Here is a 23,086-nt window from a genome sequence, read left to right as displayed (position 1 = left end):
TTAACTATATAGTTGACTTTATATTTTTATATATTTATAGCAAATATATTTCAGATGGATTTTGACTTTATTAGAGAACTAGGGTATAAGGCTTTCGATAGTCGGTTGAAAAGAATCAGTGACAGAATGTCTCATGATGTTCGTAAATTTTATAAAGAATTTGGGATCGATGTGGAACCGAATTGGTATCTGGTGTTTATGCTGCTGAAAAGGAAGGGTGAAATTTCAATTACTGATATTGCCGAACCACTAGGGTATTCTCATCCGTCCGTTGTGGTGATCGTTAAAAAAATGAATGAAAATGGTTATCTCATGATCAGAAAAGACAGTGTGGATAAACGGAAGCAGATCATTTCATTGTCTCCCAAAGCCATTGAAAAGCTTCCTCAGCTGGAGCAGATCTGGGACAGTTGTGAAAAAGCAATCCTGAAGGTTTTATCTGAAGATCTGGCAATTTTTACTTATCTGGATGGTATTGATCAGGAACTTAAAAACGAATCTTTTCATCATCGTTTTAAACAAGAATATTTAAAATCAACTTAATCATGAAAGCATTCATTCTCATCACAGCATTTCTTTTTTCCAATCTTATGATTTCTGCAACAGAAACAAAAATCATGATAAGAGCTAAGGCAAGAGATGCAAAATTTATCGGAACTTCATTAGGTGGAGCTCATGTTATCATTAGAAATAAACTTAATCAGAGAATTCTGGCAGAAGGAAATACAACCGGAAGCACTGGGAATACTGATCTGATTATGAAAACGCCTAAAACCAGAGGGAGCTCAATTGTCGATGCACAAACGGGAGGTTTTATGGCTGCTGTGGATATTGACGAACCTACATTTGTGAATATAGAAGTTATTTCCCCTCTGAACAGTAAACAGGCTCAGGCCGTTGTAAGCACAGAACTATGGCTTATTCCCGGGAAACATATTTTGGGAGAAGGAATAATCCTTGAAATTCCCGGATATATTATTGATATTCTGAAACCCAGAACCCATCAGTATATCGCATTGAATAGTATTAAAGATAAGCTTTTCCAGTTCCAGGCTAATATTGTCATGATGTGCGGATGTGTCATTGATAAAGATGGAGTATGGAATTCCAATGAAATTGAAGTAAAAGGAATCCTTAAGAAAGACGGAAAGTTTGTGAAGAATATAGAGATGTCTTGGGTATCAACCAATCTGTTTGAAGGAAGTCATTTAATCAATTCTCCGGGAAATTATGAACTCGTCCTGTATGCCTATCATGAGAAAACCGGAAATACGGGTGTAGATAAGGTGAACTATGTTGTGTTTGAATAAACAAAATAAAATATATTTGAATGAAAAGAGACTTTTGAAAGGTCTCTTTTTTATTCAGAATACGAATTATAAAACCTGAAGTTCTTTAAATACCTCAATAATGGCTTCAATAAGTCCTTTATCTATAGACTTTTCCGCAGTAGTATCCGGCAAAAGAGCCCGCAAATCACCGTGATCATCACGTTCAATAACGACTTCAGTGCCCTCCACATCCACATATAATTTGTATCCGTAAGAAAATGTTGCAAGCTTTCCGTTGAAAAGCAGTTCTTTACCTTTATAAGTTACCGGTACTTCAAATTCTTCCATTACTGTAAGTTTCTATTCATTTAAAATCCGGACAAATGTCGGAAAATTTTAATTCATATTATCATACAAATTATAATGATAAAGCCAAATAATACAAATCACTAAAATTATTTATAGGTTAAAATCTGTATATTTATCCGTATTTACGAAAGCAATTCTAAAACAGAAATGATCAATGAAATTGAAAAGAACTTCGATGAAAAATACAATCACCCTCTTTTGGTTCAGACGTGATTTGAGATTGGAAGACAATATCGGACTTCACCATGCACTCCAATCTGATGCTCCTGTAATGCCTGTATTTATCTTTGATACTGATATTCTCGAAAAACTGGAAGATAAAGAAGATCGCAGGGTGGATTATATTCACCAGGCTTTGACGGCTATCAATATTTCCTTGGAAAAATACCATTCAAAAGTGAATACTTACTATGGCAAACCTATAGAAATATTAAGAAAATTGTGCGAAGAATATATTATTGAAGGTGTTTTTTGCAACAGAGATTATGAACCTCAGGCCATTGAACGAGATAAGGAAGTCTATTATTTTTTCAAGGAAAAGAATATTCCCTTCAAAGCCTATAAAGATCAGGTAATTTTTGATAAGGATCAGATTATTAAAAAAGATGGCTCACCCTATACTGTTTACACCCCTTTTGCAAAGAAATGGAGGGAAACCTTAACTTCTGAACATTATAAATCTGTAGAGCCCAACTTTAAAAACCTTTTCCCACAGGAATATACAGACATTCTTAGCCTAAAGGAGATTGGTTTCACAAAAACGGAAATTAATTTTACCCATCCAGTTCTGAATGCTTCAATTATAGATCATTATGATCAATTTCGTGACTATCCGGCCTTACAACATACAACCCAATTGGGAATTGCTTTACGTTTTGGCACCATCAGCATCAGGAAATGTGTAGCCTTTGCCCTGAAACATAATGCTGTATGGCTTTCAGAATTGATCTGGCGTGAGTTTTTTATGCAGATTTTATATCATTTTCCGCAAGTGGTTCATCAGTCTTTTAAAAAGCAGTATGATAATATTAACTGGCGGAATAACGAAGAAGAATTTAAACATTGGTGTGAAGGAACTACAGGTTACCCAATTGTAGATGCCGGAATGAGAGAATTAAATCAGACTGGTTATATGCATAACCGTGTACGAATGATTGTGGCGAGTTTCTTATGTAAACATCTGTTGATCGACTGGCGTTGGGGAGAAGCGTATTTTGCTTTAAAACTTAATGATTATGATTTGTCTGCAAACAACGGAAACTGGCAGTGGGCAGCAGGTTCCGGCTGTGATGCGGCTCCTTATTTCAGGGTTTTTAATCCGACAGCTCAGGTTGAAAAGTTTGATAAAGACTTATTGTATATCAAAAAGTGGCTTTCGGAATGGAATACCTCAGCATATCCTTCCCCAATCGTCGAACACACTTTTGCCCGTGAAAGAGCCTTATCCGAATACAAAAAAGGATTAACATAAATAGACAATATCAAAAATGCCCGGTAACAAAAACGTCACCGGGCATCAACCAATTGATATTTAATATGAAAATTAAATCGTTTTCAGATACAGCTCCTGTAATTCCTGAGCGGTAAAAGCTTTGGAAGGTAGATTTTGCACCAGCTCTCCCTGTTTCATAATTCCGATATTGGTGGCTACACTTACTGCATTGAAAATATCATGAGTAGCCATTAAAATAGTTCTGCCTTCTTTCCCCAGCTGGCGAACAATTTCAGTGAATTCGGCTGTTGCTATTGGATCCAGTCCGCTGGTAGGCTCATCCAGAAGAAGTACTTTTGCATCTTTGGCAAGGGCAATAGCAATACCTACCTTTTGCCGCATCCCTTTTGAATATCCTCCCAGGGCTTTGTGGTGAGCTGTCTCCTGTAATCCTGTACGCATGAGTAATGCGGAAAGCTCTTCTTTTTCATAATTAAATCCAGCAATTTTGGAGAAAAAATCGAGATTCTCCAATCCGGTAAGATGAGGATATAAAAGCACTGTTTCAGGAATATATGCCAGATGTTTTTTTATTTTCTGAGGCTGATCTTTTACTGAAATATCATGAATGAAAGCATCTCCGGAAGTGGCTTTAATAAGCCCAAGAAGAATATTGATGGTTGTACTTTTACCTGCTCCGTTTTGCCCGAGTAGCGCAAAGATTTCCCCTTTCTTTACTTCCAGATTAAGAGAATGAAGTGCTGTAAAATCATTGTATTTTTTATGTAGGTTGATCGTTTTTAACATAGTTTTCTGTATTTGTATTGTGAAAGGATAATGAATAGAGTGATGAAGATGAGGTATGGCAGAAGAATCTGTATCCATTGGATAGGTGCAGATAATTTGTAAACCTGTATGGTTTGCTGTCCCCAGTTGATAGGTTCTGCCGTCTGTCCTGAAAAAATAAGAGGGTAGAAGTACAATCGTTTTTTCTCATGGAATTTTTTGAGTGCAGAGGCATACTGCAGATTATTATTCATATCCGTTTTTGCCAGACGGCTTTCTACAAGCTGGGTATGAAGATTGGGAAGGAAATAACCTAAATAAACTGCAGCCTGATTTCGTTTTTGCATTTTTTCTGTATACTGTTCAGAAGATGCTGCAGATTCAAGATCTCCCATATGCTGCATGGCGTAATACCATGTCCAGGTGAACGTATCATTTTCTTCTACGGTGAAATTTCTGTATTGAGGATATGCTTTGTAAAATTTTTCCATGGTAGGGAGCTTAGCTTCATCCCATTTATTGTGATAACCTTCTCTCTGTTCCATCACTGCTTTAAGAGATTCGTTAACAGGGTATATCTTTTGTATCAGAATATTACTGCTCATCGGAATAATAAAGTTAATGCCCACCCATACGATCAGAAGGATTAACGCATTCTGAGCTGATGATTTTCGGAAAGAAATAACCCACCTGCATAAGGCAAACCAGAACAGAAGATAAAGCCATCCGCTGATAAGAAAAGCAATATAATACAGATCCAAAAGTATTTTTATCCAAACTGAGGCGATGATCATTAATGCCAGATATACCGCAGTAACAGCCAAAAGACGGATAAGCATCTTATGATCCAGAAGCTTTTGTAAATTTCCGCTTTGTACCGAAAGCAATTTCCAGGTTCCTCTTTCTTCTTCCTCAGAAATCAGATTATAACAGAACGCCACAATCACCAGAGGAAAAAGGAAAACAATGACAAAACTAAAGTCAAAATTTCCGACAGCCGCATTGGCAGGATTATAAAAATCAGAATTGTAGCGTTGTTCCTCCAGATTTCGGATGGTCACTCCCTGGATAGATGGGTTTAAATCCCGCATTCCGATATTTAAAGCGGCAATTCTGGGAGTTTCATTCACTAAATTAAATTTGATGTAGTAAAGAACCAGTCCCAGATCATCTTTATGGAATTTTATATTCCGTTGAATGCTTTCTTTTTGAAATGTTTCACTTTTGGAAATGATATCCTCGTTCCGATCCAGAAATTTTTTTCCGGTATAAATGGCCATGATCCCAGCCATGAATAAAAACAACAATGCAATGATATAAGCCTTGTTACGGTAAAATTGAGTATATAAATAACGATTCATTTAGATGAGTTTTAATTTTCTTCCACTTATTTCAATTGCAATAACACATACAGCCAGCCATAGAACCAATGCAGCAGCAGGAATTGGCTGTTCTTTCAGACTGTACAAAACAGGAGTATATTGATATTCAAAATCCGGAAATTTTTCCCAGTTGTCTTTGTCGATTACAGCGGGTGGCCCTCCATTTTCAGGCTTTACATTGCTGATATGTTCAATTTGCAGGTCATTTAAATGCTGAGCCATCTGATAGCGGTATTCTTCTGCCTGTTTTTGAAATTGGGTATAAGAGAAGAAATCCGTACCTGTAGCAATCATGGAAAAGTTTTTAATAGCAATGGCAGGATTAATCAATCCTGAAATATCAGTAAGGTTTTGTTGTTTGTTATAAATGGTCTGCAGTTCTTTTTGATGTCTGATATAAATCTGTGAACTTATTTTTTCCCCTTCCTTCATGACGAATCCGCCATAGTTGAAAGGAAGTTCATTGGTTGTTTTTACCTTATACTTTGCCAATAAAGAATCTTTGATCTTCTTAAAATGCGGATCATCAGGATTGTGGCTGTCTCCTGATTTTAAAATATCCTTTTCCAGCGTAGTTTCAAAAGCAATACGGGAAGGTGCTGGATAAAGGTTCTGGGCGGCAAACTGAATTCCCTTAGGCAAAACAATAATGAAAAGAAGCCAGAAACCGATAAGGCTGATCAATGCTGAAGAAGTACTTTTATGGTTCGCCGAAACAATAATGGTCAAAGCGCTGATAAAAAAATAATAGATCATATAAGCAGGCAATATCAATGCAAGCCTTATTACAATATCAGCAGAATCAGTAGTTTCTGACAGAAGTGTAGCTGCCAAAACCACAGGAATTACCGGAATCAGGAAACATAAAGAAAAAAGCCACAGTCCTATGACTTTCCCCCAGACAATATCTCTTCCTGAAGCTCCCTGTACGCTGATGATTTTTAATGTGGCATTTTCACGTTCCTGTACAATTAATCCAAATCCTAAGAAAAGGATAATCAAAGGAACAATGCTCTGCAGAATAAAAGCACTGCTGAAAGCTCCAAATCTGACCAAAGTTCCTGAACTTCCGGCTTCTGAAAGGTTCGCTGTATTCTGTTTATGGGCTTCCAGGAATATGACATTCCCGAGATAATCGTCCAATCCATTGTCAAAAATATTCAAAGGATGCCCAATTCTGAAAACCAGATAGCCATAATGAGCCATACGGTGCGGATGCTTATCAGGTCTGTGTTCCCAGCTTTCCCGTACTTCTTTCCGGTATTCTTTTATTTTTGAAAAGGAATCAGTGTATTTTGCATATCCTATGCTGATGCTCAACAGACAGAATAGGAGGACAGTAATCATGGTGAGGAGGCTTTGTTTTCCTTTAAACAAATCCTGCCAGGTTTTTCTCACCATCAATTGTAAGTTTGAAATTGCCATATATTAAAATTTGTAAGTAGCGGTTAGTAAATAATTTCTTGGAGTTCCCGGAAATAGCCTTAGGTAGTTCTGAGCTCCGATCCAGTAGACTTTGTTGGTGATATTATTCAGATTAAAAGCGAGCTGAACAGTCTTTGCCGGAGTGTAATACAATGCAGTATCTATCGTAGTATATTCGGGAAGTTCAAAACTTCTTGTGAACCATGGAACTTTAGAACTCTGGTAAAGCATTCCTGCTCCAATTCCAAAGTCTTTTATCAGTTCAATATTTGAAAAATTGTAGCGTGTCCAGATATTGACGGAATTTTTAGAAGTATTTTCTTTTCTTTTTCCCACAAGGTCCAGATGGGTATCATCCAATATTTTTGCATCAATATAGCTGTAGCCTCCGTAAATATGCCATTGAGGGAGAATATGTCCGGAAAACTCGGCTTCAAATCCGCGGCTTTGGTCGGCACCACGCTGTATAAGCTCATCAGGTTCTGAAGGATTATTGGCATTGATGATAAGATTTCTTTGGTTGATCTCATACACTGCAAGATTCAGAGAGATTCTGCCAAAAAGCTGTGCTTTGATTCCCAGTTCTTTAAGATCTGAGGTTAAAGGTTTAAATCTCGCAGCAGACCCTGTAAGACCGGAGGTATTAGGCATCAATGTTACCGTATTGGACTGAGGTTGATATCCGGTAAGGAAAGTCCCATACAGATTGATGTTATCCGTCATGCTGTAGGTAATACCGAACCTGTACAGAAGTTTGTTGTTTTGAAATGAAGATTCGTTGGATTCTTTGAAATTAGTGATGTCCTGAAACCATTCATGGCGTATCCCTGATAATATTTTAAACTTTTTCCAGGTAAAAAGATGCTGGATATAAGCCGCATGAGTAGTGGTAAGAGCAGAAGGCAGAGGCGTAATCACATTAAGGGTATTAAAATCCGTACCCTGATAATTTTCCGCTCCCGGGTTCAGATCAAACGGAGTGACATTCGGTTTAGGAATGAGTGTTCCATTGTAATTGACAGTCTGATACTCTGAAGCTTTTGCAGGATTGTAGGATGAAACCACAGAGCCATTCTTTAAAAGAAAACCTCTTGCTGCATTCTGCTGCCCGTCTTTACGTTTTTCCCAAATCTGACTGTCATAGCCAATTAAAGCCTGATGCTGAACAGAACCTGTTTTGAATTTAAAATTAAAATAAGCATTAATATTGTCTGTTGCCCAATTTTGTTTTCTTTGTACAAACTGCATCATGGCAAGGCTGGAAACCGGTTTGTTATCCATATCGGGAACAAAAGAATTGGTAGTTCTGTGTTCCTGAAGGTTTTCTCTCCAGTATTGCTTCATATAAGAAGCGTTGAAGCTGATGGATGGGTTAAAATGATGGGCAACACTTCCCATTATAATAAGTTCTCTGGTTTTAAAGAAATCATCGGGTGCTCCAAGGTTTAATGTTCTTGGAGTACTGTATAAATCTGTTTTTCCTGCAACCGCCCCGAAAATAGGCTGACCTCTGTCCAGATTTCCATAAAGATCATTGAAAATCATTTCTACATTCACTGATGTTTTTTCATTGGGAACAAAGGTGATTGAAGGAGAGATCAGAATACCGCTGTTCTTGACATAATCCCTGAATGAATGGGCATTCTGGTAAGCTCCGTTAAAACGATATAATAAGGTCTTACTCTTATTCAAAGGGCCTGTAAGATCTGTTGTAACACGGTAAGTATCAAAGCTGCCTCCTGATAAACTGATCTCATGGCGAGGATTAGACAGGGTTTTTTTCGTGACCATATTGATGGTTCCTCCGGGATCCACACTGGACATGGTAATACTTGCGGGACCTTTGAAAATTTCTACACGTTCTATATTGGAAGTCATCGGCTGCAAAAAGTAATATTGCCTTGTCCGCATTCCATTGATGATCTGTCCTTCTTCATTTTGGCTGATTCCCCGAATGTTATATTGGTTATAATAGCTGGAAGGAGAAACTCCGTTCACATTTTTCATAACATCTCCAAGCTGGAAGGCCTGGCGGTCGGTGATCAGTTCTTTGGTAACGGTATTAAGCGTTAAAGGCAGATCTTTATTTTTCATAGCAATCTTAGTGGCGGCAAAAGAGTAGTCGGAAGTATAATCTTTAGACTTTCTTCCGATGATCTCAACAGTTTGTACCACTGTAGATAAAGAATCTTCAGAATGCGACTGGGCATACAAAAATGATGATGAGGTGAGGAAACTTACGCTGAAAAGTTTCACAGAATTCAGGGAAATACAATGAATTATTCCCAAATAATTACAATTATTGGTAGTCATGAAAAGGGATGTACGGGCGATGAAAATGCCCATTAATAAAAGGATATCCTTAATTATGTGAAGACACAGGTATCCACGGAATAACAGTACAGACTTATAGAATCTGTATACGGGAAATGAAGGCAGCGTATATTAAGCTACCGCGAAAAATACGGATGGGGGAGCTCTGGAGCTGAAGAAGTCAAGAAGACAACGATATGAAATGGCTTTAGGTTGTGGCATTTCGTTATCATTGGTCGTATCAATAGCAAAATCCATATTCAAAGGCTCAGGGAGAAGAATATTATTCATGTGCATATGTAGAGCACACTGACATTCATCGTCCTGGGAAAAAGTAGGGATTTTCTCTTCTTTTGAACCTTTTTTATAGATCACTTTACTCTTGGCGTGTTGAGCATGATCAAGACATGTATTTACCCCGCTGACATTCGAAACAAATATCAGAAGTAAAGCGAAAACAAAAAAGACTCTGAGAAATTTTTGCATAATAGAAAAGCAAATGTACAATTTAATTTGATATAAATGGAATGATGAGTGAAAAGCAGCAACTATTTTCCTAACATATATTGATTTTAAGGATACGCAGATCCATGACAATCTCTATGATGGTTTTTGTCAGCGATATGATTCAGATCATACTTCGGCATATAAACACTTATTATATTTGGGCATTGAAAATTTCATATTTCTGACAAATTACAGTATACCTTCCGGTGATTCGGGAGGTTTTTTTGTTTTTATATTCAGTTTATAAGTTACAGCCTCAATACATTCAGATATTGAGCAAATTCAACAAAATGTTCGCTATAATCTACTTAAAAAGAGATTTATAATACCAGAATTAAAATGGGTGTTTTTCCTCACTGTTTTGGGATTTACAATTTTAATTTTGCTGAACAAAAAAACTAAATAAATGAAAACATCACAAAAAGGAATCAATCTGATTGTATCATTTGAAGGCTTCAGCGCTAAGCCCTATCTGGATTCTGCCGGAATTCCGACAATAGGATATGGCAACACTTGCTATCCGGGAGGAAAGAAAGTAACCATGAAAGATCCTGAAATCACAAAAGAAAAAGGCGCTGAATTATTTGCGGCAGTCTTACCAACTTATGAAAAGATTGTGAATTCAAAAGTAAAAGTCGCTTTAACGCAGAATCAATTTGATGCTCTTGTATCTCACACTTACAATACCGGAGGATCTGACACTTTGTTTTCTTTAATTAATAGAAAAGCAGCGGATTCTGAAATTAAAGATTGGTTTATAAAACGATATATTACTGCTGGAGGGAAAGTTTTGAATGGGCTGATCCGGAGAAGAAAAGCGGAGGCTGATTTGTTTTTTTCTAAATAAATAATTCCCCACTATTAGGTGGGGAATAGTTTATCAATAAAGTTCGTAATTCCTATTGTAATAAAATAATGATAATAACAGAGAAACACTATCTATGAATAAACTCAATTGGATTATTATCATGAATTTTACTTTCTTTGATTTTAATATCTAAATCTTTTAGAAATTTTTGCTGTTCTTCATTAGTCTTAAAGATTATCACCTGTCTTTCTAAGTTGCTTTCTTTAGATATTTTTTCGTATTCATTTAAAGAAATTTACCTCACATCTTTATACATGTGGCAACAAATATGAATTTGCTTACCGCAGGAGTTGGTTTGAGGCTTCCACCCGGTATATTTACATCAGATCAAAAGCAAAATATCCAATCGCTCGAGAAGTTAGCAAAACTTAATCCTGCTATTATCTGCTTTGTTCATGGCCCCGTTATGCGAAATACTGATCGGGAGTTTGAAGAATTTGTAGAGAACTGCAGTGTTTCTGGTTAAAAATAGAACATAATGAAATTGCTTGCGTTTTATTGTTCCCATCTGAAAACTCATGATGAGAATCTTAAATTTAACTCGTACTTTTTTATAAAGATTAACAAAAAAATGTATATTTGCCCAGCAAAAAAAGAAAATGATATTATCTAACTTAAAAAAAGGAAAGAAACAGTACTTACGTCCAACGTCGTGAGTCATTTTCCTATTGGTTAGAAATTAAATAAAAAAGGAGCTTGTCATCACGACAGGCTCTTTTTTTTATTGATAAAAATTAACAATTAATCTTATTATGAAAGTATTGAAATTTGGAGGGACCTCAGTAGGAAGTCCGGAACGTATCGAACAATTATTACCAATAATCAGATCTCAGCAATCAGATAAACATCTGGTGGTTTTGTCAGCTGTTTCAGGTACGACAAATGATTTGGTGAAATTATCTGAGCTATATGAAAACAAAGATATTGAAGCAGCCTACAAGCATATTGATGGACTGGAGCAAAAATATATAAAATTTGTAAATGAGTTGTTTAAAACTGAAAAAGGAATTTTGGAAGCTTTAGCTTTTATTGACAAGGTTTTTGATCTTTTTTATCAGTTCAAACATAAAAATTTTTCTTCTACAGCAGAACGTATTATTCTTGCACAAGGTGAGATTATTTCAACCACCCTTTTTCATTTATACTTAAAGGAAAAAGAAGTTTCTTCTGTATTATTATCAGCATTAGATTTTATGGTAATTGATGAAGATAAGGAACCCAATATTGAGAAAATAAGAAAACAGGCAGCTGTTGAAATTGCAAAATATCAGGAAGATACTTTATTTATTACCCAAGGGTATATATGCAGAAATGCTCAGGGTGAAATTGATAATCTGCAAAGGGGAGGTTCTGATTATACTGCTTCCTTGCTGGGAGCAGCATTGCAGACAGAAGAAATTCAAATCTGGACAGATATTGATGGTTTTCATAATAACGATCCGAGATATGTACAGAATACAAAATCTATAGCCAGACTTAGCTTTGATGAAGCAGCTGAACTATCGTATTTTGGGGCTAAAATTCTTCATCCCCAAAGTGTGTTTCCTGCCAGAAAATATAATGTTCCTGTAAGGTTATTAGATACCATGAATCCATCTGCCGTTGGAACATTGATTTCTGGAGAGGCTACCAATCAAAATCAAATTGTGGCAATCGCTGCTAAAGATGGAATCACGGCTATCCGTATTCAATCTTCACGTATGCTGATGGCCTATGGTTTTTTGAGAAAGGTTTTTGAAATTTTTGAACGATACAAAACACCTATAGATATGATAACAACTTCTGAAGTAGCTGTTTCTCTTACTATTGATCACACGGATAATCTTTCTGAAATTATAAGAGAACTAAACACCTTTTCAGCTGTTGAAATTGATAGTGAGCAATCTATTATATGTATTGTAGGTGATTTCAGGAAAAATAATCACGGATATGCAACTATTGTCTCTGAAGCAGTGAAGCATATTCCAATACGAATGATTTCCTACGGAGGAAGTGAAAATAATATTTCATTATTAGTTCCTTCAGTCTTTAAGGTAGAAGCTTTGAGATCACTGCATAACAGGCTGTTTTAGAAAAATAGATAGGTAGTGAAGAAGATAAAAATACTATAAAATTTAATTCAACTTAGCGATCTCAAAATGTACCACAAAAATCGAAATTTCTTTAAACGGTGATGTATATGGCACAGGCATTGTTAATGTTAAAAGAAGTTTTGAAGAGAAAACTTGTTTAACACCACATCACTCTACTTATAATTCATTTTGAACTTTTACCTCCCTATTGACACGGGAGGTTTTTTTATGTTATAAAAATATCCAAGACTATCTCTAACCTCTTTATCTGCGATTGTAGTTTAAAATTTATATTATTGAGAATGTATTCATGAAATTTTCAAATAAGCCGTTGATTATATTCCGGTTTTCATGCTTACATTATGATATCATATTCCTGTTTAAGTTGATCGTTTCGTAATTATTTGCAGTTAGAGTGTAAAAAATGGTAATAGAAAACAATGATTTGCTTCTTTTTTAATAATAAAAAGTGTGCTTTTTACATTTTTTTTTCGTGCAAAATGAAAAAAAAATTAATTCTTCTTATCATAATATTTATTCAAAAAAAAATAATCTTTTTAGACATATTGTAAAATTGCAATTGATTGTGAATTCATGTTTTATGAAATTACTAAGTGTAAAATTAATGATAACCTTATCATATTTTTTATACAATTGATATCATAAAAATTCGATATGTAATTGGTTGATAAGCAGTAGATAATGGTGGATTTATTTTTTTTATTCAGATGAATTTTTATATTTGTAATGTTACCAAAATGTTAACAAACTAATGAATCAGAACTTTATCCATACCTATGTCTCTGTAGATTGTGTTGTCTTTGGATTCGACCATGAAAACCGGTTGAATATATTACTGGTACAACGCCATGTTGATGATGTACCGTTGGAAAAACAGATCAAACTTCCCGGAAGTTTAATTTTCAGCGACGAGGATGTAGATGATGCTGCACAAAGAGTACTTCATGAACTGACAGGGATAAAAAAAATGGTGCTCAAACAATTTAAGTGTTTTGCAGATCCGATGAGAGCAAGCAATGCGCATGATATCAAATGGATGGATCAGGAATATAAACATCATATAGACAGAATTATTACAGTGGCTTATCTTTCTCTTTGTAAAATAGATCACAAGATCAACAGTACAAAATATGAAACCGTAGACTGGTATCCTGTTGATGAAGTTCCGGTATTGCCTTTTGATCATAACAAAATTATCACTGAATCTTTAATGGAGATCAGAAAATGGATTGAATCTGATTTCTCCATCATATTTGAGCTGCTGCCAAAAAGATTCACCATAAGACAGCTCTATCAGCTTTACAGTGCTTTGAATGAAAAAAATATTGATATTAAGAATTTTCATAAAAAAATATCTTCATTCCCCTATATCGTTCCTCTGGACGAAATTCAGAAAGATGTATCTCACCGTGCAGCAAGGTATTACAGATTTGATGCAAAGATCTACAAGAAAAACAATACAAAACTTATAAAATAACCCTTTTAAAAATTATGTACTTACTAGGCTATGACATTGGCAGTTCTTCTGTGAAAGTGTGTCTCATTGAGGCGTCCAGCGGAAAAGTGATTGCTTCTGAATTTTCTCCCAAAAAAGAGATGAAAATCACTGCTATAAATCCAGGATGGGCAGAGCAAAATCCGGTAGACTGGTGGACCAATCTGAAGTTGGCACATGAAGCTGTTATGCATGAATCAGGAGTACATGCTGAAGATATAAAAGGAATCGGAATTACCTGGCAGATGCATGGGCTGATTCTGGTAGACAAAGATCAGAATCTTTTAAGACCATCGATTATCTGGTGTGACAGCCGTGCTGTTCCTTACGGTGAAAAGGCTTTCAAAACAATAGGAGAAGAGAAATGTCTTTCACATCTTTTAAACTCACCGGGAAATTTTACCGCATCAAAGCTTGCCTGGGTAAAAGAAAACGAGCCTGAAATTTTTGAAAAGATAGATAAAATCATGCTTCCGGGAGACTATATTGCCATGAGACTCTCCGGACAGATAGGAATAACAATTGAGGGATTGTCAGAAGGAATCTTCTGGGATTTTAAAAACAACTGTATTTCGGAAGATATTATCAACCACTATGAGATTCCGAAAAGCTTTTTCCCGGAAATTGTACCCACTTTTGGCATCCAGGCAACAGTTTCAAGGGTAGCAGCTGAAGAATTAGGTCTGAAAGAAGGTACCCCTATTTCATACAGAGCAGGAGATCAGCCCAACAATGCGCTTTCCCTGAATGTCTTTAATCCCGGAGAAATTGCCTCCACAGCAGGAACTTCAGGAGTGGTTTATGGAGTGTTGGACCAGCTTGAATATGATAAATTATCAAGGGTCAATACATTTGCCCATGTCAATTACACACCGGAGCAGATCAGACTGGGAGTTTTACTTTGTATCAACGGAACAGGAATTTTAAACTCCTGGCTGAAACATAATTTCGCTACCTCTCTTTCTTCTTATGGTGATATGAATGATATGGCTTCACTTTCACCTATCGGTTCAAAAGGATTAAGCATTATTCCTTTTGGAAACGGAGCTGAAAGAGTGCTGGAAAATAAGGATACAAGCTGTTCAATTCATGGAATTAACTTCAATATTCATTCAAAAGGTGATATTCTTCGCGCAGCACAGGAAGGTATTGTATTCTCGTACGAATACGGAATGGATATCATGAGAAATATAGGTATGGATATCCAGGTGATCCGTGCAGGAAATGCCAATATGTTTTTAAGTTCGATTTTTCGCCAGTCATTATCCAGTGTCAGCAACGCGGTGATTGAACTGTATGATACCGATGGAGCGGTAGGAGCGGCAAGAGCGGCAGGTATGGGAATAGGATTTTATGCAGATTCGAGGGAGGCATTTTCTTCACTTGAACAGATAGCAGTAATAGAACCTGAACACGAAAAACAAGAACAATATTTAGAAGCCTATGGCAGATGGAAACATCATCTTAACGAAATAATCTAGAACAAATTCAACAGCATTTTTCATCCTCTTACTGACTTTTAGGAATCAGTGAGAAGGGAATCTCTACGCAAAAATTAAAAAAATAAATTAAAAATAATCAAATAAATATGAACACTTTAACAGGTACAAAAGAGTTTTTTACAGGTATTGAAAAAATTAAGTTTGAAGGGAAGGAAAGCAAGAACCCGTTGGCATTCCGCTATTATGATGCTGAAAAGATCGTGCTGGGAAAACCGATGAAAGACTGGACCAGATTTGCGATGGCATGGTGGCATACCCTATGTGCAAACGGAAGCGATCCATTCGGAGGACCTACCATTCACCACCCTTGGGATATCGGAAATGATCCGGTAACAAGAGCAATGCACAAAATGGATGCAGGCTTTGAATTTATGTCTAAAATGGGCTTTAGCTACTACTGCTTCCATGATATCGATCTGGTAGATCCTGCCAGTAACTGGAAAGACTACGAGAAAAATATGCAGACTATAGTGGAATACGCAAAACAAAAGCAGCAGGAAACAGGAATTAAGCTTTTATGGGGAACAGCCAACGTTTTCACTCATGAAAGATACATGAATGGAGCCTCTACCAATCCCAACTTTGATGTAGTAGCTTGTGCAGGAACTCAGGTGAAAAATTCAATAGATGCTACGATAGCGCTTGGTGGTGAAAACTATGTCTTCTGGGGTGGAAGAGAAGGATATATGAGCCTTTTAAATACCGATATGAAGCGTGAAAAGGATCACCTTGCTCGTTTCCTTTCCATGTCAAGAGACTATGCACGCCAACAAGGTTTTAAAGGAACTTTCCTGATTGAGCCTAAGCCTATGGAACCTACCAAGCATCAGTATGATTATGATTCTGAAACCGTAATAGGTTTTCTGAGACATTATGGGTTAGATAAAGATTTCAAATTGAATATCGAAGTGAATCACGCTACATTGGCAGGACATACATTCGAACATGAGCTTCAGGTTGCAGTAGATGCAGGACTTTTAGGAAGTATTGATGCCAACAGAGGAGATTATCAGAACGGCTGGGATACGGATCAGTTCCCGATTGATTATTATGATATGGTTCAGGCATGGCTTGTTCTGCTTCCTGCAGGAGGTCTGGGAACAGGAGGGGTGAACTTTGATGCTAAAATCAGAAGAAATTCTATTGATGCCGAAGATTTATTCATTTCTCACATTTCCGGAATGGATGTTTTCGCTAAAGGTCTTCTTGCAGCGGCTGATATTCTTGAAAATTCAGATTACAAAAAGCTGAAAACAAACCGCTATGCTTCTTTTGATAATGGAAATGGAAAAGCATTTGAGGAAGGTTCACTTACATTGGAAGATCTTCAGAGAATCGCTCACGAAATCGGCGAACCACAGCCAAAAAGCGGAAAACAGGAATTGTTTGAAGCGATCGTGAATATGTATATATAATTAAAAATAAAAGGCTTATCAACACTAAGGATTTTTTATACACAATAATTATTAAAGAGCCTTTTATTCAACAACTAATACTAAAATAATAATTATGAACCGATTTTATTTCAATAAAAGCAATAGAGCTGCACTGTTTTTTGCAATGACTTTATTGCCTTCCGGCATAGCATATTCACAGGTTAAGAAAGATACAGTAGCTAAAGAAAATAAAATAGATGAAGTTGTTGTGATAGGATATGGAACCCAGAGAAAAGAAGCTGTGACAGGTTCTGTAGCCACTGTAAAAGGAGATGCCCTGCGTGAAGTACCCTCTGCCAACATTACCCAGGCATTACAGGGAAGAACGGCGGGGGTAGATATCTCGCAAACCTCCACTAAACCGGGTGCTGCTATGCAGATCCGTATCAGGGGAACACGATCTCTTACAGGCGATAACAACCCGTTGATCGTATTGGATGGTATTCCTTTTGTGGGATCACTGGGAGATATAAGCTCAAGTGATATCAAAAGTATTGACATCCTGAAAGATGCTTCTGCTACAGCAATTTACGGATCCAGAGGAGCAAACGGTGTTATCCTTGTTACTACCAACAGAGGAGCAAAAGGGCAGAGACCCAAATTCAGTTACAATACCTTTACGGGAGTTCAGACCTTATTTTCAAAATATCCGATGATGGATGGTCCTCAGTTTGCAAAGTTACGTTCTTATGCAATTCCTGCAGGAAATACAACCCCTTTGTATTCTAACGGAGCTGATGAAAATAACGGCGTCAATACAGACTGGCAAAGCCTGTACTATAAGCCGGCGATGATGACCAGTCATGATATTGGGGTTTCAGGCGGGACAGATGGGGGAAATTATAATGTGGGGCTGTCATACTTCAAACAAAATGCTTTAATCCCAATTCAAAGTTATGAAAGATTTGCTCTGCGAATGGCCATTGACCAGCAGGTAGGATCTATCTTTAAGTTCGGTTTTACAACCAATACCAATTATTCAGTTTCGGAAGGAAACGGAGTAAATCCGGGAGCTGTTTTAGGTTATTCTCCTATTGCTAACCCTTACAATCCGGACGGAACTCCGAAAAGAGTCATGAGCACAGCGGGCGGTATCGATCAGACATGGATTTATACAAGGGGAAGCTTGGGAAGCCTGGGAGATAAATATATCGACGAGACCAAGGCATTTGCATCCTATAACAATCTTTATGGGGAAGCCAGCCTTCCGATCAAAGGACTCAAATACAGATTAAATGTAGGGTTGGATTACCGTACCTCAAACAGTGGAAATTACTCAGGTGTAGGAGTCTTTAATACAAACCCTTTGGGGCCTTCAGCGGCAGGAAGAGGAAATAATCAGACGTATCATTGGGTATTGGAAAACCTTTTAACCTATGACCGTACATTTGGTAAGCATAAAGTAAATGCTGTAGCATTATATTCGGCAGAACAGAATAAGTATACAAGCTCATACATGAGTGCAAAGAATGTCCCTGCAGACTTTTTCCAGTATTACAACCTAGGGCAGTCGCCTCAGGCTGATATTACTGTAAGACCAGAAGACCAAATTTATTGGAAAACCGGCCTGCTTTCAGCCATGGGAAGAATTATGTATACGTATGATAACAAGTATATGCTAACCGCAACACTTCGGGCTGACGGATCATCAAGGCTTGCTCCGGGCAACAAATGGCATACTTATCCTGCATTATCATTAGGATGGAATGTTACCAATGAATCCTTCATGCAGAATGTCAAAGTCATCAATCTCCTTAAATTCAGAGCCGGATGGGGACAGACTTCCAATCAGGCAGTAGATCCATATTCTACAATGGGAAGATTTAACGTTGCTCCTTATAACTACGGAAGTGCAGGAAGTACAGGGATCTATGGAAATCAACCACCTAATCCAGGTCTTGGTTGGGAGTATTCAAAAACACAAAACTATGGAGTAGATTTTGGGATTTTGAACAACCGCCTTACGGGGAGTGTGGAATATTACAAAACCCATACCTATGATTTGTTGACACAGAAAAGTCTTCCTGCGACAAGCGGATGGTCATCCATTGTTTCCAATGTAGCAGAAACAGAAAATAAAGGAGTTGAAGTTTCTTTAAACGGGGTTATTTTTGATAACCCGGATGGATTTACCTGGGAAGCAGGAGTTAATTTCTATACCAATAAAAACAAAATTTTATCGCTTGCTTCAGGAACAGAACGTGACGTCAATAACTTATGGTTTGTAGGGCATAATATTAATTCATTATATGATTATCAATACATCGGTCTTTGGCAGGCTGGCGATCCTTATCAGAACATTCTTGAGCCGGGAACTGCTGCAGATGTTGTAGGATCTATCAAAGTTCTTTACACCGGAGGTTACAATGCTGACGGAACACCGGTAAGAGCAATTGGTCCGGATGACAGACAGATCTTTGATACTGCTCCGAAATTCCAGGGAGGATTCAATATGCGCTTTGCCTACAAAAATTTTGAGCTAAGCACAGTAGGAGCTTTTCAGCACGGGGGAATTCTGGTAAGTACCATCTATGGATCTGCAAGTTATCTTAACAGATTAACGGGAAGAGGAAATAACGTAGATGTTGATTATTGGACAGAAGATAATACTGGGGCTTATTTTCCTCGTCCGGGACGCCATCTGAGTGGTGACAATCCAAAATATTCTTCTACTTTAGCCATGTTTGATGCTTCTTACCTTAAGCTTCGTACCATTACATTAGGTTATAATGTCAATAAAGACTTTTTAAAGGATCTGAAAATTACCAGCTTAAGAATTTACTTTACGGTAACCAATCCCGTTGTATTATTTTCTCCTTATCATAAGTTCTCAGGAATGGATCCGGAGCCAAACTCTTTCGGAAATGAAAATCAGGCAGTAAGCGGATATCAAAACCGACAGCTTGTTATAGGAACCAATAACCCTTCCACAAGAAATTACTTAATGGGACTTAACTTAACCTTTTAAAACTGTACTGTCATGATAAATTTTAACAAAAAACTACTATTAGGAGCAATCTTTTTATCCTTAACATTTACAGGTTGTAGTGAAATTCTTGATGAACAGCCAAGAGCAATATATACAGCTGATTATTTTAATACACCGGATGGAGTTAATCAGGGGTTTACAGCCTTATACAGACAGATGAGGTTATTATATGGTAATGGCTACTTTATGAGCAATTGCCAGAATGGAACTGACGAATCTACCTGGGCACAAAGTGCAGATGGTAACTTTAAAGAATTGGATATGTCCGGAAACGGTATTATCAATTCCAATACTTTTCCTACAAGTATGGTTTGGAATTCCGTGTTCCCCTATATCAATACAGCCAATGGTATTATTGAAAAAGGTCCAGGATTCGGAATTGCCGAATCTATGGTTTCTGAAGCCCGTTTTTTTCGTGGATTTTACTACTTCATGCTGGTGCAGACCTATGGAGGAGTTCCCATGGATTTAGGGGCCGGAGAATTGAAATACAACACTGTGCCGTCAACCTCTTCTGCCAGAAATACCGTTCCGGAAGTATACACAAAAACTGTTTTTGCTGACCTTAAAAAAGCAGTAGAAAATCTACCTGCCTCACCAAGGGTAACCGGAGGTGTCACCAAAAATGTAGCAAGATTGATGCTTGCCAAAGCTTATCTTACTTATGGATGGTGGCTGCAGAATCCAAACGGCATTCCAACTTATCCTGAAGTGACAAGAAATGATCCTGACGGACACAATGCCCAGTGGTATTTCCAGCAGGCTTATGATATTGCAATGGAAGGAATCAACAACCCAGGACCCTATGCACTTCAGCCTACTTTCTATGATGTGAATGTAGGTTCAAATGACAGAAATATCGAATCTATGTTATATGCAGACCATACCCAGTCTAGTACTTACTATAATGAAAGTGATCCCGTAGGATTTGGTTCAGGCTGGGCTCCGGATAATTTTGCAGCATGGATGCAAACCTGGAACTATACTGCTATCAAAAGCAGTAAAACTACAGCATGGGCGGGAGCAGATGTAGTAAGTGGTGTGCAGCGTGAAGCCGCTCAGTCTCTGGGGCGTCCATGGGTTCGTATGTGTCCTACCTTAGGAGTTATTAAAAATACTTTTGCAGATAAAACCAATGATTCCCGCTATGACGGAACTTTCGTAACCACCTATAGAGGAAACTGGAACAAGAATGGAACGGGATTAACGTCAGTACCTGTACTTTATAATGCCAATAATTTACCTGTACAGCCGGGAGGCGCTATCCTAAGCTTCCTGAATGATGACAGCCAGACTCCTTCTTATCCTACAGGAGCCGGACAAAACGGCGTGGGAGCCGGAACTCTTTCAGGAAGAGCAGACTGGGTAATTGCACCGAACGGTATCAGCAGAATTGTATATCCTGGCTTATGGAAAATCGGAACTTACCGTACTGATGATCCAAACGGTTTAGGATATCCAAATGCAGGATTAACCCGTCCTTTCAGCGTTGCCAAATTCTCAGAATTCTACTTTATTGCAGCGGAAGCAGCCGTAAAAGGAGCTTCAGGCGCTATGACAGCCAGAGACCTTATCAATGTTATCCGTGCCCGTGCCGGAAAATGGAAGTTCAACAATGCTCAGAATACCGCTCATATAGCAGATAACAGTGCTGCAATGACTGCAGCCACACCATCTGTAATTACCATTGATTATATTCTTGCAGAAAGATCCCGTGAATATTACGGAGAATTCTACAGATGGTATGATCTGGTACGTACTCAGAAGTGGGGAGATTATGCAGCTACTTATCAGATCGGAGGAGCTTCTTATGGAGATCACAATCCGCAAACGGTTACTAGAACGATAAAACCATTTCACTATCTGAGACCTATTCCTCAGAACCAGATTGATGCAATGGAAGTATCGGCAGATATTAAGGCAAAATATCAGAATCCAGGATACAATTAATTTCATTCTACATTCATATCAGCAACAGAGTGGGTGTGCAAGCACCTGCTTTGTTTATCTGAATTAAAATTTAAAACTATGGAAAAAACATGGCGTTGGTTTGGCAAAAAAGACAAAATAGCACTGAGCACACTTCGTCAAATAGGAGTAGAAGGAATTGTTTCGGCCCTGCATGATGTCCCAAACGGAGAAATCTGGAATTCAGAGGCCATTATTGATTATAAAAACTATATAGAAAGCCACGGACTTCGCTGGTCTGTTGTGGAAAGTCTTCCCGTAAGCGAAGCTATCAAATACGGAGGTGAAGACCGTGACTCTTTAATAGAAAATTATATCACTAGCTTGGAAAATCTGGGTAAAGCAGGCATTACAACAGTTTGCTACAACTTTATGCCTGTTCTCGACTGGGCAAGAACCGATCTTTTCCACGAATGGGAAGACGGTTCATCATCACTTTATTTTGACAAAGCCAAGTTTGCCTACTTCGAAATTCATATCCTTCAAAGACAAGGAGCAGAAAGGGATTACAGCTCAGAAATCCTTCAAAAGGTAGAAGAATTAAAAAATACCTTAACGGAAAAAGATAATCATGACCTGATAGACTCAGTCATTGTAAAAACACAGGGATTCGTGAATGGAAATATCAAAGAAGGCGAATTGAATCCCGTAGAAAAGTTCAAAAGTTTATTGGCATTGTATGATGGAATCGATAAAGACAGACTTCGTCAGAACATGAAATATTTCCTCGAAAAAATAATGCCTGTCTGTGAAAAATGGAATATCCAGATGTGTGTACACCCTGATGATCCTCCTTTTTCACTACTGGGCTTACCCAGAATAGTAACCAATGAAGAGGATATTGACTGGCTTCTGAAAACCGTTGATAACCCTCACAACGGTTTAACGTTCTGTGCCGGATCTCTAAGTGCCAACCTTCAGAATGATGTTCCAAAACTGGCGCAGAAATTTGCCCACAGAACCAAATTCGTTCACCTGAGAAGTACAAATGTCTTTGAAAATGGTGACTTCATCGAGGCTCATCACCTGGGAGGAAGAGGAAAGCTGATTGAAGTGATCCGTGTATTCGAAAAGGAAAACCCTGATCTTCCCATGAGAATAGACCACGGAAGACTTTTAACAGAAGATATTGACAAAGGTTATAATCCCGGTTATTCATTTTTAGGAAGAATGCTGGCATTAGGCCAGATTGAAGGAGTAATGGCTGCCGTTCAGTCAGAATTACAGAAAAATTAAACTGTGTTTGTAAT

At 37.6% G+C, this 23,086-nt stretch carries 17 protein-coding genes and 1 pseudogene; 12 read left to right on the top strand and 6 right to left on the bottom strand.

The window, feature by feature from the left end:
- Positions 1 to 54 precede the first annotated feature (54 nt).
- A complete protein-coding gene (locus ODR02_RS09570; RefSeq protein ID WP_309512284.1) occupies positions 55 to 543 on the top strand; it encodes a MarR family winged helix-turn-helix transcriptional regulator in 489 nt (162 codons plus the stop codon).
- 2 nt (positions 544 to 545) lie between these two features.
- Entirely contained in the window at positions 546 to 1,310 is a 765-nt protein-coding gene (locus tag ODR02_RS09565; RefSeq protein WP_309512283.1) for a hypothetical protein, read from the top strand.
- Between the two features lie 66 nt (positions 1,311 to 1,376).
- Here ODR02_RS09565 and ODR02_RS09560 read toward each other — a convergent pair whose 3' ends face one another.
- A complete protein-coding gene (locus ODR02_RS09560) occupies positions 1,377 to 1,619 on the bottom strand; it encodes a hypothetical protein (protein WP_209784716.1) in 243 nt (80 codons plus the stop codon).
- Positions 1,620 to 1,815: 196 nt separating this feature from the next.
- Here ODR02_RS09560 and ODR02_RS09555 point away from each other — a divergent pair, with 196 nt between their 5' ends.
- Positions 1,816 to 3,111: a cryptochrome/photolyase family protein gene (locus ODR02_RS09555; RefSeq protein WP_309512282.1), complete on the top strand. Its 1,296-nt coding sequence runs from the start codon at positions 1,816 to 1,818 to the stop codon at positions 3,109 to 3,111.
- A gap of 72 nt (positions 3,112 to 3,183) precedes the next feature.
- On the opposite strand, the gene ODR02_RS09550 is transcribed toward ODR02_RS09555, so the two are convergent.
- The 5 genes from ODR02_RS09550 to ODR02_RS09530 form a co-directional block, all read right to left on the bottom strand.
- Complete coding sequence (locus tag ODR02_RS09550; RefSeq protein WP_105682558.1) at positions 3,184 to 3,879, bottom strand: ABC transporter ATP-binding protein; 696 nt, start codon at positions 3,877 to 3,879, stop codon at positions 3,184 to 3,186.
- Entirely contained in the window at positions 3,873 to 5,219 is a 1,347-nt protein-coding gene (locus tag ODR02_RS09545) for a DUF3526 domain-containing protein (RefSeq protein ID WP_309512281.1), read from the bottom strand. Before ODR02_RS09545 ends, ODR02_RS09550 begins: the two co-directional genes overlap by 7 nt.
- Complete coding sequence (locus ODR02_RS09540; RefSeq protein WP_209784713.1) at positions 5,220 to 6,665, bottom strand: ABC transporter permease; 1,446 nt, start codon at positions 6,663 to 6,665, stop codon at positions 5,220 to 5,222.
- Positions 6,666 to 6,668: 3 nt separating this feature from the next.
- Positions 6,669 to 8,978 (bottom strand): TonB-dependent siderophore receptor, encoded by a 2,310-nt coding sequence (locus tag ODR02_RS09535; protein WP_309512280.1) that lies wholly within the window; start codon positions 8,976 to 8,978, stop codon positions 6,669 to 6,671.
- 132 nt (positions 8,979 to 9,110) lie between these two features.
- Positions 9,111 to 9,464 (bottom strand): hypothetical protein, encoded by a 354-nt coding sequence (locus ODR02_RS09530; protein ID WP_309512279.1) that lies wholly within the window; start codon positions 9,462 to 9,464, stop codon positions 9,111 to 9,113.
- Positions 9,465 to 9,891: 427 nt separating this feature from the next.
- Here ODR02_RS09530 and ODR02_RS09525 point away from each other — a divergent pair, with 427 nt between their 5' ends.
- From ODR02_RS09525 to uxuA, 9 genes and pseudogenes are all read left to right on the top strand, one after another.
- Positions 9,892 to 10,332: a lysozyme gene (locus tag ODR02_RS09525; protein WP_309512278.1), complete on the top strand. Its 441-nt coding sequence runs from the start codon at positions 9,892 to 9,894 to the stop codon at positions 10,330 to 10,332.
- A 280-nt stretch (positions 10,333 to 10,612) separates the two neighbouring features.
- Positions 10,613 to 10,819 (top strand): annotated as a pseudogene (locus tag ODR02_RS09520) (MBL fold metallo-hydrolase); the annotation flags it as partial.
- Positions 10,820 to 11,105: 286 nt separating this feature from the next.
- The gene (locus ODR02_RS09515; RefSeq protein WP_309512277.1) at positions 11,106 to 12,425 is read left to right on the top strand and encodes an aspartate kinase; all 1,320 of its coding nucleotides are present in this window, start codon (positions 11,106 to 11,108) and stop codon (positions 12,423 to 12,425) included.
- Positions 12,426 to 13,197: 772 nt separating this feature from the next.
- Positions 13,198 to 13,923, top strand: coding sequence for an NUDIX hydrolase (locus tag ODR02_RS09510; RefSeq protein WP_077415954.1), 726 nt, complete (start codon positions 13,198 to 13,200; stop codon positions 13,921 to 13,923).
- Between the two features lie 14 nt (positions 13,924 to 13,937).
- Positions 13,938 to 15,422, top strand: coding sequence for a xylulokinase (locus ODR02_RS09505; RefSeq protein ID WP_077415956.1), 1,485 nt, complete (start codon positions 13,938 to 13,940; stop codon positions 15,420 to 15,422).
- A 107-nt stretch (positions 15,423 to 15,529) separates the two neighbouring features.
- Entirely contained in the window at positions 15,530 to 16,858 is a 1,329-nt protein-coding gene (gene xylA, locus ODR02_RS09500) for a xylose isomerase (protein ID WP_209784708.1), read from the top strand.
- A gap of 94 nt (positions 16,859 to 16,952) precedes the next feature.
- Entirely contained in the window at positions 16,953 to 19,847 is a 2,895-nt protein-coding gene (locus ODR02_RS09495) for a SusC/RagA family TonB-linked outer membrane protein (protein WP_309512276.1), read from the top strand.
- Between the two features lie 12 nt (positions 19,848 to 19,859).
- On the top strand, positions 19,860 to 21,818 hold the full coding sequence (locus tag ODR02_RS09490; protein ID WP_309512275.1) for a RagB/SusD family nutrient uptake outer membrane protein: 1,959 nt from the start codon (positions 19,860 to 19,862) through the stop codon (positions 21,816 to 21,818).
- A gap of 78 nt (positions 21,819 to 21,896) precedes the next feature.
- Entirely contained in the window at positions 21,897 to 23,072 is a 1,176-nt protein-coding gene (gene uxuA, locus ODR02_RS09485; protein WP_309512274.1) for a mannonate dehydratase, read from the top strand.
- Positions 23,073 to 23,086 lie beyond the last annotated feature (14 nt).

Source organism: Chryseobacterium sp. CFS2 (genome assembly GCF_036543225.1).
Taxonomy (GTDB): Bacteria; Bacteroidota; Bacteroidia; order Flavobacteriales; family Weeksellaceae; genus Chryseobacterium; species Chryseobacterium culicis_A.
Note: the sequence above shows the minus strand (reverse complement) of the source record. Positions and strands in the feature narration are given on the sequence as shown.

Excerpts from the sequence above, each read along its gene's own strand:
- ODR02_RS09570 (WP_309512284.1), top strand. The coding sequence starts at position 55 with ATGGATTTTGACTTTATTAGAGAACTAGGGTATAAGGCTTTCGATAGT.
- ODR02_RS09565 (WP_309512283.1), top strand. The coding sequence starts at position 546 with ATGAAAGCATTCATTCTCATCACAGCATTTCTTTTTTCCAATCTTATG.
- ODR02_RS09560 (WP_209784716.1), bottom strand. The coding sequence starts at position 1,619 with ATGGAAGAATTTGAAGTACCGGTAACTTATAAAGGTAAAGAACTGCTT.
- ODR02_RS09555 (WP_309512282.1), top strand. The coding sequence starts at position 1,816 with ATGAAAAATACAATCACCCTCTTTTGGTTCAGACGTGATTTGAGATTG.
- ODR02_RS09550 (WP_105682558.1), bottom strand. The coding sequence starts at position 3,879 with ATGTTAAAAACGATCAACCTACATAAAAAATACAATGATTTTACAGCA.
- ODR02_RS09545 (WP_309512281.1), bottom strand. The coding sequence starts at position 5,219 with ATGAATCGTTATTTATATACTCAATTTTACCGTAACAAGGCTTATATC.
- ODR02_RS09540 (WP_209784713.1), bottom strand. The coding sequence starts at position 6,665 with ATGGCAATTTCAAACTTACAATTGATGGTGAGAAAAACCTGGCAGGAT.
- ODR02_RS09535 (WP_309512280.1), bottom strand. The coding sequence starts at position 8,978 with ATGACTACCAATAATTGTAATTATTTGGGAATAATTCATTGTATTTCC.
- ODR02_RS09530 (WP_309512279.1), bottom strand. The coding sequence starts at position 9,464 with ATGCAAAAATTTCTCAGAGTCTTTTTTGTTTTCGCTTTACTTCTGATA.
- ODR02_RS09525 (WP_309512278.1), top strand. The coding sequence starts at position 9,892 with ATGAAAACATCACAAAAAGGAATCAATCTGATTGTATCATTTGAAGGC.
- ODR02_RS09515 (WP_309512277.1), top strand. The coding sequence starts at position 11,106 with ATGAAAGTATTGAAATTTGGAGGGACCTCAGTAGGAAGTCCGGAACGT.
- ODR02_RS09510 (WP_077415954.1), top strand. The coding sequence starts at position 13,198 with ATGAATCAGAACTTTATCCATACCTATGTCTCTGTAGATTGTGTTGTC.
- ODR02_RS09505 (WP_077415956.1), top strand. The coding sequence starts at position 13,938 with ATGTACTTACTAGGCTATGACATTGGCAGTTCTTCTGTGAAAGTGTGT.
- xylA (WP_209784708.1), top strand. The coding sequence starts at position 15,530 with ATGAACACTTTAACAGGTACAAAAGAGTTTTTTACAGGTATTGAAAAA.
- ODR02_RS09495 (WP_309512276.1), top strand. The coding sequence starts at position 16,953 with ATGAACCGATTTTATTTCAATAAAAGCAATAGAGCTGCACTGTTTTTT.
- ODR02_RS09490 (WP_309512275.1), top strand. The coding sequence starts at position 19,860 with ATGATAAATTTTAACAAAAAACTACTATTAGGAGCAATCTTTTTATCC.
- uxuA (WP_309512274.1), top strand. The coding sequence starts at position 21,897 with ATGGAAAAAACATGGCGTTGGTTTGGCAAAAAAGACAAAATAGCACTG.